This window comes from Micromonospora sp. SCSIO 07396 (genome assembly GCF_053667945.1).
The window spans coordinates 3,761,673-3,774,558 of the sequence record NZ_CM132210.1 but is presented as its reverse complement, the minus strand read 5'-3'; the positions used below and the strand labels follow the sequence as shown (position 1 = coordinate 3,774,558).

Genomic DNA, 12,886 nt, shown 5'->3' with positions numbered 1-12,886 from the left:
GAGCACCCGTGATCCACGCTGTCTACGACGTGACCAACTGCGCCAGGGCCGACGTCGACCCGGGGCAGATTATGACCGCGATGCGGGAGACGTGCCGCCTGTTGGGCAACACGGCCCGCTCCGAACTGATCGAGCCGTTCCAGCCGCACGGCGCGACGTGCGTCCTGATCCTCGCCGAGTCCCACATCACCGTGTCGACGTGGCCAGAGCTCGGGCTCGCCCACATCGACGTGTTCACCTGCCGGGCCGACAGCGACCCGGACATGGCCGTCGCGCCGATCCTCGCGCTGCTCGGCGGCGATGTCGCCCTCAACGGTCGAGTTCCGCGTCTGCCGTTACCGGCACCCATCGCCGCCTGAACCGCGACTGATACGACGAAGGGCCCGGAGGGGGCGACGTGCCGTGCACACACCCGTCGCGGCCGGATCATCTGCTGCATACGGCTGGGCTAATGCCGCGCTCGTCGAGGTGCGTATCGAACTCTGCATGGAGCGTCGGCTCGAAACGGTGCCCGGTCCTCCCGGCCGTGCCAGGGCCTCACTCCGTCGTTTTTGGCCTGCTTGGACCGCTACTGAGAGAACTCCACCTCCGCCGCTGACGGCTGCGGGAATCGGGCATACCCCGAGAGACGGCCCGTCTGGGCCGTGCTCGTCCCTGGGGTGCCCGGGGTGGCGGGCAGGGCGCCGGTTGCGAAGAGACCATCCACCCGTTGATCGGCGACGCCCCAGCGGTGACGGTGACGTCGGCCTGGAAGCCACCGGCCCAGGAGTTGGTGATGGTGTACTTCGCCGTCGCCTGGCCGGCCGGCGGCGCGGTGGTGCCGGTCGGGGTCGGTGTCGCGGTGGGGTGGGAGGCGGTGTCGCGGTGGGGGTCGCGCCGACGAAGGTCAGCTTGACCACGTACGCGAGCGCGCTGTACGGAGCGCTCGCCGAGGGCATGGTGACGTGCAGGCCGGACCCATCCTGGGTGGGCCGGGGCAGGTTGACGTCCGTGCCGGCGGTGGAGCCGAGCAGCTGCACGCCGGTCAGGTTGCCCAGGTTCACCCGGCTCGACGTCATCGTCGAGATGGTCATGGTGCTGCCCGGCCAGCCCAGCACTGTCGCGTACAGGACGGTGTGGTTCTTGTTGCGGGTGAACCGGATGTCCCGGTTGTGCCCGCGCGCGGCGTGACGAGGGACCCACCGCCCATCTGGGTGGGTCCCTCGCCGTGGACGGACCAGGCCCGGGTGCCGTAGATCGACTCGCCGAACCGCTTGAGGTGGTCGCCGATACCCCGCATGATCGTCTGTTGCCCGGGACGGGATGACGCCGTCGGCCGTCGGGGCGATGTTGAGGACCATGGTGCCGTTCTTGCTGACCCGGCCGATCAACGCGTGCAGCAGGGCGGTGGTCGAGTAGTAGCCGATGCCCTGGGTGTAGCACCAGTTGCTGCTGGAGACGCTGTCGTCGGTGAGCCAGTAGGGAGACTGGATGCCCGCCGGGCCACCGCGCTCGAAGTCGTAGACCTCAGGGATGACGAGGACCTGACGGGTCTCCGTGGGGGACGGTGGTGGTGTGGCGGAGACCAGGTCACCGGTAGCCGGCGGCGACGATGTTGGCCTGGACGGCGTTCTCGGTGGCGTCGGTGGGGTAGCCGGCGGTCATGACGCCTTCGTAGAAGGTGCCGGCGGCGCCATGGCTGTTGTCGCCGCCGATGCCGAGGATGATCGCGCCTTCCTTCTTCATCGGGTTGTAGCCCGGGACGTTGGGTCGCGCGCCGTTGTAGAAGGTCGACAGGTTGCCGGACTGGGCGTTGCCGCCGCGGATGGCCCAGTGGTTGGGTTCGCCCTTGATGATGGCGGTGAGGTAGCGGTGGCTGATGCTGGGGTCGTTGGCGTTGTACTTCTGGTTGACCCCGGAGAAAAGGCCGTTCTCGAGGTCGGCCATGATCCAGGGGCCGTTGCCGGCGCCGTAGCCCCAGACCTTGTTGTTGCCGAAGTAGATGGCTTCCATGGTGCCGTTGCCGTTGTCCCGGCTGTTGGTTTCGGCGTTGCCGTAGTCGAAGCAGCAGCCGCCGTTGTAGTGGGTGCCGTCGAGGATGGCGTACATGCCTTCGGGTTGGTCGCCCTTGGCGATGCCGTTGGTGGTGTTGTTGCGGTAGCCGGTGCCGGGGGCGACGAACACTCCGTAGGCTTTCTGGCCGTTGAGTGTGGTGGGGGCGGCGGTGGCGTTGGCGAGGTTGTCGTAGCCGCCGGGGGCGGGGCCGGGGAAGCCGCCGGGGGGTGCCTGGGTGAGGTGGTTACCGCGGCCGCTCTGGTCGTAGATGATGGTGATGAGGCAGGTGGTGTTGGCGCAGAAGGTGTCCTGGGCGGCGGCGTTGGCGACTCCGCCGGCGGTCAGTGGGGTGATGGTGCGGGTGGTGTTGTCCGAGGCGCGGCGGACCTGGTAGAGGTTGCCGGTGTACGCGGCGTACAGGGCTCGGGTGGTGCTGTGGGCGGCCACGCAGGGGGTGTTGCCGGCGGCGTAGAGGTCGCAGGGCAGGCGGGTGCCCGGCGGCGGCGTGGTCGGTGGCGGCGTGGTGGGTGGCGGGGTGGTCGGCGGTGGTGTGGTGGTTGGAGGCGTGGTGGGGATGACGCCGCCGGTGCAGGTCGTGCCGTTCAGCGTGAACGTGGTGGGGGCCGGGTTGCTGCCGGTCGCCGCGCCGTTGAAGCCGAACGAGGTGCTGCCCCCGGTCGGGATGCTGCCGTTGTAGGACACGTTGGTGACGGCGACCTGGGCGCCCGACTGGGTGTAGGAGCCGTTCCAGAGCTGGGTGACGGTCTGGCCGGCGTCGAAGCTCCAGGTGAGCCGCCAACTGCTGACCGGGTCGCCCAGGTTGGTGATGGTGACGCCCGCGCCGAAGCCGCCGGGCCACTGTGAACTGACCGTGTAGGTGACCTGGCAGCCGGCGGCCGCCGCGGACGCCTGGGGCGTCCCGACGGTGCCGCTGCCGATCAGGGCCAGCGTGGCCAGGGCCGCGATCGGCCCCGACGCTTGACGCCAGACAGTGCCACGTCTCATGGAGTCCTCCAGATGTGGACGAGAGTTCATGGGCCCACTCGGGGTGGGCCCCTCCGGTTCGCCGCCTGTCGGGCCCGAACTCCGGCAGGCAGGAGCAACCGTGCAGCCTGGCGAGTCCGCTGGTCGGTGCCGTTGGGGCTGGCGGCCCGGACGTCAGGGCCAACGGTCGGCCGAATCGGCGGCAGAGGGCGTGACCCACACTGCTGCACTGATGAGCAAGTTAACGCTCACATACGAGCATGTCAATGGATTTGGTGACCGGGGTCCACCCTGCTCTCGACCGCCTGCTAGGGGAGCGAAAGACTCATCCACCAGGGAAAATGAATGACGGTGGTGCTGCGTTCTGGAGCTGATCGGGAAGAACGACAGCTTTCGCGAATGGTGGGGTGTCGCATCGGCGGCGGGCCGGACGTGCGAAACCGTGCCGATCGGAGTGTCCCGTGTGGCGGCCCTGCTCATTGGACCTACTGCACTTTTCGACCAAGCCAACCGACAAGCACGCCGACAGAAGGGGCCCGCACCGTGGCGATCAGCCGACGAGCACTCGTCAAGGCCGCTGCCGCCTCCGGTGCGCTCACCGCGGCAACGGTGGCTGGGCTGCCCGGTGTCGCGTGGGCAGCGAACACCGCGTACGCGATGGCCTACTTCACCGAGACGCCGAGCTTCCAGGGCGCGGACTACGGTCCCGTCCTGGCAGTGATCCAGGACGAGCCACGGTGGGTGGCCCGCTGCCCGGCGAAGTTCTTCGGTCACGTCGGAGGAGTCGACGATCCGGAGCCGGGCGGGGCGGTGCTGCCACGGGCGACGAGAGTCGTGCCGACCTCGTATCGTTCCTGGCTGAGCGACCTGCCATCGATGATGGCCAGCGCGAGCCGGGCGGCGGTGGCACCGATCTCGGCGAACGGCTGCCGCACCGTGGTCAGCGGCGGAGCCAGCCACGCCGCCGGTTCGACGTCGTCGAAGCCGACGACGCTGAGATCGTCAGGGATCCGCAGCCCCGCCTCCCGCGCCGCCGCGTAGACGCCCATCGCCTGCAGGTCGTTGCCGCAGACGACGGCAGTCGGTGGATCCGGGCGGGCGAGCAGCTCGGCGCCGAGGTCGCGGCCGTCCTCGACGGTGAACATCCCGTGTCGTTCGAGGGTTGCGTCGAACGGGACGCCGGCGTTGTCCAACGCGGCCCGGAAGCCGTCCAGACGAGCCCGTGCGTGCAGGTCCCTGACCGGCCCGGTGAGCACTCCGATCCGCCGATGACCGAGGTCGAGAAGGTGCTGGGTGGCGGCGACGGCACCGCTCCAGTTGTTCGACCCGACGGCGGGGGTGGGGATCAGGCTCCCGATCGGGTCGACCGCGACGAGTGGTGTCCCGGCCGCCGCGAACTGCTCGCCGTCCTCGGCGGTGAACAGGGAGAACATCGTGATGACGGCGGCCGGCTGCCGCAGCAGCAGCGGCGCCGCCCAGGGTTGCCCCGCTCTCAGGCGCTCACCCACATCGGTGAAGCCGACCGTGTAGCCGCTGGCAGAGGTGACCCCCTGGACACCGAGCAGGATCTCCATGGCGATCGAGGACAGCATCTGGTGGAAGACCACCTCGATGCAGAGCGCCGTGCCGGTGGTGTCCCGCCGTCGGTAGCCGTGGTCGCGGAGCAGTGCCTCCACCCGCTGCCGGGTCTGTTCGCCCACGTCGCGGCGGCCGTTGAGGACCTTGGAGACCGTGGGTGGGGAGACGCCGGCGAGTTCGGCGATCGCGGCGATGGGCAGGTCACCGCGCCGGGGTCTGCGGAGGTGCTGCTCGGGGCCTTTCTCAATCACGAAGGAAGTCTATGGGTGGAGGTGCGGGGGTTGGCCAGGTGCCGCTCAGGTCGCCGGACTGCCGCCCCGTCGTCTGTCGACGACTGCGGCGAGGCGCGAAACTGTTATCGATAACATTCGAAAGTCCCGATGGTGGATCGCGTCGTCCCCGGATAGGTTCATAGCAGGTGAGAGAGGGTGGGCCACCGTGCGGGCGGCGGTTTCGGGAGTTTCGACCGAACGTCAACGGGGGGGATTTTTCGCGAAATCTGATCGTCACATCTTGACGGCTGAGACAGCCATCCACGAGAGTCCATGTCAGGGAATGTGACGCGCGGTCGGGAGTCCGGGCGTCGGTAGACCCTCGGGTGAGGATGCCTGGGCAGCATCTGTGAACGCTAACAGGACGGCGGTTCCGCCTGGCGCGAACCGGTGTTCGTTGGCATCCGGGCTGATGACGGCCGGTGTCGATGGCTGCCGGCGTCCGCATCTCCTTCGGCGGGACCAGGGTCGCGATGGTGGCGGCCGGCCGCACCCAGCCCCGCTGCCGCTCCGCCGCTCAGACGTACTGCATTTTCGCAAATGGACGACCAAAACGATGGCAGAAGGGTTCCGTATCGTGGCGATCAGTCGACGAGCACTCATCAAGGCCGTGGCCGCGTCCGGTGCACTCACCGCGGCAACGGTGGCTGGGCTGCCCGGTGTCGCCTGGGCGGCGAACACCGCGTACGCGATGGCCTACTTTACCGAGACGCCGAGCTTCCAGGGCGCGGACTACGGTCTGCACCTGGCGGTGAGCCGGGACGGTCTGAACTGGACACCGTTGAACCAGAACAATCCGGTGGTGACGCCGACCCAGGGGCAACTGGGCCTGCGTGACCCTTTCGTGTTCCGCAAGCAGGACGGCACCTTCGTGGTGTTGGCCACCGACCTCAAGGGCACCAACTTCGGCCTGAACAGCCAGTACCTGCACGTGTGGGACTCGACCAACCTCACGAACCTCACCGGCTACCGCCGGATCAGGATGCACACCCTGCCCAACTCGCACACCTGGGCACCGACGGCGTTCTGGGACGCCGCCCGCGGCCAGTACGCCATCGTCTACTCCTGCAACAGCGGCGGCGACGTGCTGATGGTCAACTACACGAGCGACTTCGTCAACATCGGCCCCCAGCAGGTGTTCTTCAGCCCCGGCTTCGGCGTGCTCGACGGCGACGTCGTCGTCGACGGCGGCACCACCTACCTGTACTACAAGAACCTGTCCACCGGTCTGCTGCACGGCGCACGCTCCTCGACCGGGGCGCCGAACAGCTTCACCACCTACACCAGCGGGCTGCGGATGGGCAACGCGATCGAGGCGCCGCTGCTGGTCAAGAACAACGACGGCAGTGGCTGGCGGCTGTGGGGCGACTCGTTCAACCCGGTCAACGCCGACTACTACATCTGGTCCACCTCCAACATCACCGGCAACTCGTGGACGGCGCTCAACCAGCGGGACTACACCCCGCCGCTGAACGCCAAGCACGGCTCGATCGTCGGGATCAGCGACGCCGAGTACAACGCGATGGTGTCCCGGTGGGGCACCCCGAACTGGGTGCGGCTCAAGTCGTCCAACCTGCCGGACTACGTCGTACGGCACAGCAACGGCGTCGGCCGGATCGACCCGTACCCGTTCGACCCGTACCAGGACCAGCTGTGGCGGATGGTGGCCGGCCTGTCCGACGCCGCCGGGGTCTCGTTCGAGTCGGTGAACCGACCGGGCAACTTCCTGCGGCACAGCAACTACGCCATCCGGCTCGACCCGAACGACGGGTCCGCGACGTTCCGCGCCGACGCCACCTTCCACCGTACCGCCGGCCTGGCCGACGCGGCATGGACGTCGTTCCGCTCCGCCAACTTCCCCGACCGGTACCTGCGGCACGCCGGGAACCTGCTGCGGATCGACCCGCTCAGCGCCGGTTCGGCCCTGAACGACCGGCAGGACGCCACCTTCCGCATCACGCCCTGACCGAGGAGGACACCATGACGAGAACCCTGCTGCGCCGCGGTGCGGCACTGCTCGCGAGCCTGCTCTGCGTGGTCGTGCTGAGCCCGGTCGCCGGCCACGCGGACAACCCCATCGTGCAGACCATCTACACGGCCGACCCGGCGGCGCTGGTGTACAACGGCCGGGTCTACCTCTACACCGGCCACGACGAGGACGGCTCGACGTACTTCACGATGAAGGACTGGCGGGTCTACTCGTCGGCGGACATGGTCAACTGGACCGACCACGGCTCCCCGATGAACCTGGCCACCTTCAGCTGGGCCAGCGCCGACGCGTGGGCCGGACAGACCGTCTACCGCAACGGCCGCTTCTACTGGTACGTCCCGGTCAAGAACCGGGCCACCGGGCGGATGGCGATCGGGGTCGCGGTCGCCGACAGCCCCACCGGCCCGTTCCGGGACGCCATCGGCCGACCCCTGGTGGAGAACGGCGAGATCGACCCGCACGCGTTCGTCGACGACACCGGGCAGGCGTACCTCTACTGGGGGAACCCCAACCTGTGGTACGTGCGGCTCAACACCGACATGGTCTCGTTCTCCGGCAGCCCGACCCAGATCCCGCTGACCACCGCCGGCTTCGGCACCCGCAGCGGAAACACCAGCCGCCCCACCCTCTACGAGGAGGCGCCCTGGGTCTACAAGCGCAACGGCCTCTACTACAACGTGTTCGCGGCCGAGTGCTGCTCGGAGTTCATCGCGTACTCCACCGCGCCCGGCCCGACCGGGCCGTGGACCTACCGTGGCACGATCATGCCCCGGCAGGGGGCCAGCTTCACCAACCACGCCGCCGTCATCGACTTCAACGGCGGCTCGTACTTCTTCTACCACAACGGCGCGCTGCCCGGCGGCGGCGGCTTCACCCGCTCGGTCGCGGTGGAGAAGTTCAGCTACCGCGCCGACGGCACCATCCCGACGATCAGCATGACCACCACCGGCGCCCCCCAGGTCGGCACCCTCAACCCGTACGTCCGCCAGGAGGCGGAGACGATCGCCTGGTCGGTCGGGGTGGAGACCGAGCCCGCCAGCGAAGGCGGGATGAACGTCGGCTGGCTCAACAACGGCGACCACATCAAGGTCAAGGGGGTCGCCTTCGGTGCCGGCGCCACCTCGTTCACCGCCCGGGTCGCCTCCGCTACCACCGGTGGCCGCATCGAGGTGCGACTGGGCAGCGCCACCGGCACCACCGTGGGCACCTGCACCGTCCCGGTGACCGGCGGCTGGCAGACCTGGACCACGGTCACCTGCCCGGTCAGCGGCGTCACCGGCACCCAGGACGTGTACCTGCGGTTCGCCGGGGGCAGCGGCAACCTCTTCAACGTCAACTGGTGGCAGTTCCGCTGACGCCCCGCACCGCCCCGGCCGCCCGTCCCACCGTGGCCGGCGACGACCACCCCCACCCACGAGGAGACACCTGATGACAGGACGCAGATCGAGACCCGGGTCGGTAGCCGCGGCGATGCTGCTGGCCCTGGCCCTGGGCCTGGGCACCGCGATGGTCAGCGGCGGCCTGGGCGCCTCCGCCCGCGCCGCGGACGCCGGGACGACGGCCGCGACGGCCGGCTGCGGGAAGGCCCCGACCCTGGCCAGCGGCACCCACACCATCACCAGCAACGGCAAGAACCGCAGCTTCATCCTGCGGGTGCCCGACGGCTACGACGCCAACCGGCAGTACCGGCTGGTGCTCGGCTTCCACTGGGTCGGCGGCACCGCCACCGACGTCGCCACCGGCCAGACCGTGCAGCGCGACGTCTGGTCCTACTACGGGCTGCAACGACTGGCGAACAACAGCACCATCTTCATCGCGCCGCAGGGGCTGAACAACGGTTGGGGCAACGCCGGCGGCGAGGACATCACCTTCGTCGACAACATCCTCAACCGGGTCGAGGCCGGCCTGTGCGTGGACACCACCCAGCGGTTCGCCCTCGGCTTCAGCTACGGCGGCGCGATGAGCTACGCCGTCGCCTGCGCCCGGCCCACCGTCTTCCGGGCCGTGGCGGTCTACTCCGGCGGGCAGCTCAGCGGCTGCAGCGGCGGCACCCAACCGATCGCCTACTTCGGCGCGCACGGCATCCGCGACGGCGTCCTGAACATCGCCGGCGGGCGTACGCTGCGCGACCGGTTCGTCCGCAACAACGGCTGCACCACGCAGAACCCACCCGAGCCAACCCAGGGCAGCCTCACCCACCGCAGCACCACCTACTCGGGCTGCCGGGCCGGATACCCGGTGGTGTGGGCGGCCTTCGACGAGGGCCACATCGCCGCCCCCCAGGACGGCGCACCCGGCGACAGCGGCACCCGCACCTGGCTGCCGGCCGAGACATGGCGATTCTTCACCCAGTTCGCGTCGACCACGCCCGCACCGACCACGCCCGCACCGACCACCCCACCGCCGACCGGCGGGGCCTGCGCGGTCACCGCGACGGTGAACGCGTGGAGCACCGGCCTGACCGAGGACCTCACCGTCACCAACACCGGCCCCACCCCGGTCAACGGCTGGTCGCTGGTCTTCACCCTGCCCGGCGGGCAGACCATCACCTCCGGATGGAACGCCACCTACACGCCCACCACCGGCCAGGTCACCGCCCGCAACGTCAGCTACAACCAGACCATCGCCTCCGGCGCCTCCGTCAGCATTGGCTTCCAAGCCAACCACACCGGCAACGCCGCCGCACCGACGAAGTTCACCCTCAACGGCATGACCTGCACCAGATAGCCGCATAGCAGTCGCGGGCGGGCCACCAGGCGGCCCGCCCGCGACCTCGCCGGTGTCCCGAACGCAGCCGCCCGAGCAGAGATCGCACCCCCGGCAGCGGAGTCGCGTCATGACCCGACGTTCGTCCATCGCCGGCGCGCTGGCCACCGCGGCGGTACTCGACGTATGCCCGACCCCTTGAGGAGGCAGCATGAAGGTCAGAAGTCTCGTCCTCGCCGCCGTGCTGGCGGGCACGGGCGGGCTGGTGGCGACCGCCGCTCAGGCCGCCGCGGGCTGCCGGGTCGACTACACGGTCACCAGTTCCTGGCCGGGCGGCTTCGGCGCGGCGGTCACCGTCACCAACCTCGGTGATCCGATCGACGGGTGGCGGTTGTCCTGGTCGTACGCCGCCGGACAGGCGGTCACACAGCTGTGGAACGGGACGGTCAGCCAGTCCGGAACTCAGGTCACCGTCACCAACGTGAGCTACAACGCGGCGATCCCCACCGGCGCGAACGCGGGCTTCGGCTTGAACGGCTCGGCGCCTGGCAGCAATCCCGTACCCACGGCGTTCACCCTGAACGGGATCGTGTGCACCGGTGGGGTCGCCACGCCCACCCCACCGACGACACCGGCCACGCCCACCCCGACCCCGACCACTCCGTCCCCGACTACCCCACCGGACGGATCGGGCGTACGGGAGAAGATCAACCTCAACCGGAGCTGGAGGTTCATCCGTGCCGACGTGTCCGGAGCCCAGAACCCCGACCTCAACGACGTCTCCTGGGTGCCGGTGGCATTGCCGCACGACTTCGACGCCCCCTACGACGTGGGCGGCACGACCAACGGGCAGTCCTTCCACGTCGGTGTCGGCTGGTACCGCCGGCACCTGACCGTCCCCCCGTCGTGGAGCGGCCGACGGGTCGAGATCGAGTTCGAGGGCTCGTTCTCGGTCACTGACGTGTGGGTCAACGGAACCAGGTCCGGCACCCACCGTGGTGGCTTCACCGGGTTCACCGTCGACATCACCAACGCGCTGCGCCCGGGCGACAACGTGATCGCCGTGCGGGTGGACAACGGTTGGCGGGCGGACCTGGCCCCGCGCACCGGTGACCACCAGTTCAGCGGCGGCATCTACCGGGACGTCTTCCTGAACGTCACGAACAACGTCCACGTCGCCTGGTACGGCACCTTCGTCACCACGCCCGCGCTGACCAACCCGACCTGGGACACGAGCAACGCCGCCTACTACCGCAACATCGACCTGTCGCAGTATCCGAGCGAGACCGACCTGCGGACGAACCTCGCCGCCCGCCGTTCCAACGTCCGGGTGCAGGCCGAGGTACGCAACGACAACGCCTCGCCCATCGACGTCTACGCCCGCCAGGAGGTACGCCGGCAGGGCTCGGACACCATGCTGGCGACCTTCAGCTCCCCGGTGCGGACCCTCGGCGCGGCGACCTCGACGACCCTCGACGCGCTCAGCGGCACCCTGTCGAACACCGCCGCCATGCTGCAGGGACTCGACCTGTGGGCACCGAACAATCCGGCGCTCTACACCGTGACCACCTCGCTCGTCACCGATACCACGGCGGACGGGGTGATCGGCAGCGGCATGGTATCCGACACCTACCGCACCACGTTCGGCTTCCGCAGCGCACAGTGGAAGGTCGACGGCTTCTACCTCAACGGCACGAAGACCCTGCTGTTCGGCGCGAACGATCACCAGGACCACGGTGGGTGGAGCAACGCCGTCACCAACTCGGGCTTCGACCGCGACGTGCGCTACCTCCGCGAGGCCGGCATGAACTTCGTCCGGGGCTCGCACTATCCCCACGACCCGTCCTTCGCCGACGCCACCGACCGACTCGGTCTGATGCTCTGGTCGGAGAGCACCTTCTGGGCCACTGCGACCGCAGGTCGCGAACCCACCCCCGCCGGCCGGTACAGCGACTACCTGGCGGACGGGTACCCGCAGAAGGCGACCGACCAGGCCACCTTCGAACAGAGCGCCCTGGACGGCCTACGCGACATGATCAGGGTCAACCGCAACCATCCCTCGATCATCAACTGGTCCATGGGCAACGAGGTGTTCTTCACCGCATCGAGCACCCTGAGTAAGGCCAAGGCCCTCGTGAGCCGGATGCGCGACTACTCCCACCAGCTCGACCCGACTCGCAAGGCCGGGATGGGCGGCGTGCAACGCAGCGCACTCGACCAAATCTCACTGGACGTTTGTTTCGCGTTCGGGGCAGTAGTGGCCGATTCATGTTTGGATATCGGTAGCGCGATATGTCCGAACCAGTCCAGTAAGAGCGCATAACGGCGGACGCAGACCTGCCCGACTTCAGTGCATTCCACCCCGGGATCGTGTCTGTTTCACATTCATCCCCGCATAGGCGGACATGGCGTCCGCCCAGCCGTCGCCCCGACACCGTACGCCTGACGCATGACCGCACGACGCCCCTACCCGTCCGACCTGTCCGACGCCCGGTGGGCCCTGATCGCACCCCGGCTGACCGCCTGGCGACAAGCCCGCACCGACGCCGGCGTCAGCGGCCGCACCCCCACCCACAACCTCCGCGACATCTTCAACGCGATCCTCTACGTCAACCGCACCGGCATCGCCTGGCGCTACCTACCCCACGACTTCCCACCCCACGCCACGGTCTACGGCTACTTCGCCGCCTGGAGCAAAGAAGGCATCTTCACCGCACTCAACTACCAACTCACCGGCCTCGTCCGCGACCACCACGGCCGCACCACCACACCCACCGCATCCATCATGGACAGCCAGAGCGTCAAGACCTCCACCAACGTGCCACTGTCCACACAGGGCACCGACGCCGGCAAGAAGATCGTCGGCCGCAAACGCGGCATCATCACCGACACCCTCGGCCTCCTCCTCGCCGTCACCGTCTGCGCCGCCAGCGCCAGCGACAACACCATCGGCATGGACCTACTCGACCAGGCCACCACCACCTACCCCACCCTCACCAAAACCTGGGTCGACGCCGGCTTCAAAAACCGCGTCATCGAACACGGCGCACACCTCGGCGTCGACGTCGAGATCGTCACCAAAGACCCACAAATCAAGGGCTTCAGCGTCGTCAAACGCCGATGGGTCGTCGAACGCACCATCGGCTGGCTCATGCACCACCGCCGACTCGTCCGCGACTACGAAACCCGACCCGACAACTCCGCCAGCATGATCACCCTCGCCATGATCGACAACCTCGCCAAACGCCTCACCACCGAAACCACCCCAACCTGGCGAGAACCCCCACAACCACAAAACACACAAAATACGTGAATCAGACGT

General features: G+C 68.6%; 10 protein-coding genes and 1 pseudogene. 7 read left to right on the top strand and 4 right to left on the bottom strand.

The features are described 5' to 3' along the window. Nucleotides 1-8 precede the first annotated feature (8 nt). The gene (locus ACWCHM_RS16160; RefSeq protein ID WP_421488760.1) at nucleotides 9-359 is read left to right on the top strand and encodes an S-adenosylmethionine decarboxylase family protein; all 351 of its coding nucleotides are present in this window, start codon (nucleotides 9-11) and stop codon (nucleotides 357-359) included. A 178-nt stretch (nucleotides 360-537) separates the two neighbouring features. On the opposite strand, the gene ACWCHM_RS16155 is transcribed toward ACWCHM_RS16160, so the two are convergent. Beyond that, complete coding sequence (locus ACWCHM_RS16155) at nucleotides 538-777, bottom strand: hypothetical protein (protein ID WP_454223090.1); 240 nt, start codon at nucleotides 775-777, stop codon at nucleotides 538-540. Between ACWCHM_RS16155 and ACWCHM_RS16150 the strand changes: the two genes are divergently transcribed. Then, complete coding sequence (locus tag ACWCHM_RS16150) at nucleotides 710-895, top strand: hypothetical protein (protein ID WP_454223244.1); 186 nt, start codon at nucleotides 710-712, stop codon at nucleotides 893-895. The genes ACWCHM_RS16155 and ACWCHM_RS16150 overlap by 68 nt on opposite strands. Nucleotides 896-944: 49 nt before the next feature. On the opposite strand, the pseudogene ACWCHM_RS16145 reads toward ACWCHM_RS16150, so the two are convergent. From ACWCHM_RS16145 to ACWCHM_RS16135, 3 genes and pseudogenes are all read right to left on the bottom strand, one after another. Beyond that, a pseudogene (locus ACWCHM_RS16145) lies at nucleotides 945-1,472 on the bottom strand (alpha-L-fucosidase); the annotation flags it as partial. 97 nt (nucleotides 1,473-1,569) lie between these two features. Beyond that, the gene (locus tag ACWCHM_RS16140; protein WP_454218927.1) at nucleotides 1,570-3,039 is read right to left on the bottom strand and encodes an arabinofuranosidase catalytic domain-containing protein; all 1,470 of its coding nucleotides are present in this window, start codon (nucleotides 3,037-3,039) and stop codon (nucleotides 1,570-1,572) included. 749 nt (nucleotides 3,040-3,788) lie between these two features. Next, nucleotides 3,789-4,847, bottom strand: a complete 1,059-nt coding sequence (locus tag ACWCHM_RS16135; RefSeq protein ID WP_454218926.1) for a LacI family DNA-binding transcriptional regulator — start codon at nucleotides 4,845-4,847, stop codon at nucleotides 3,789-3,791. 598 nt (nucleotides 4,848-5,445) lie between these two features. Between ACWCHM_RS16135 and ACWCHM_RS16130 the strand changes: the two genes are divergently transcribed. The 5 genes from ACWCHM_RS16130 to ACWCHM_RS16110 all read left to right on the top strand — a co-directional run bounded on the left by ACWCHM_RS16130 (nucleotide 5,446) and on the right by ACWCHM_RS16110 (nucleotide 12,877). Beyond that, nucleotides 5,446-6,834, top strand: a complete 1,389-nt coding sequence (locus ACWCHM_RS16130; protein WP_454218925.1) for a glycoside hydrolase family 43 protein — start codon at nucleotides 5,446-5,448, stop codon at nucleotides 6,832-6,834. A 14-nt stretch (nucleotides 6,835-6,848) separates the two neighbouring features. Further along, a complete protein-coding gene (locus ACWCHM_RS16125) occupies nucleotides 6,849-8,213 on the top strand; it encodes a glycoside hydrolase family 43 protein (protein ID WP_454218924.1) in 1,365 nt (454 codons plus the stop codon). Between the two features lie 73 nt (nucleotides 8,214-8,286). After that, the gene (locus ACWCHM_RS16120; RefSeq protein WP_454218923.1) at nucleotides 8,287-9,585 is read left to right on the top strand and encodes a cellulose binding domain-containing protein; all 1,299 of its coding nucleotides are present in this window, start codon (nucleotides 8,287-8,289) and stop codon (nucleotides 9,583-9,585) included. Nucleotides 9,586-9,775: 190 nt separating this feature from the next. Further along, nucleotides 9,776-11,887, top strand: coding sequence for a cellulose binding domain-containing protein (locus ACWCHM_RS16115; RefSeq protein WP_454218922.1), 2,112 nt, complete (start codon nucleotides 9,776-9,778; stop codon nucleotides 11,885-11,887). 126 nt (nucleotides 11,888-12,013) lie between these two features. Beyond that, nucleotides 12,014-12,877, top strand: a complete 864-nt coding sequence (locus ACWCHM_RS16110) for an IS5 family transposase (protein ID WP_454218921.1) — start codon at nucleotides 12,014-12,016, stop codon at nucleotides 12,875-12,877. Nucleotides 12,878-12,886: the final 9 nt, after the last annotated feature.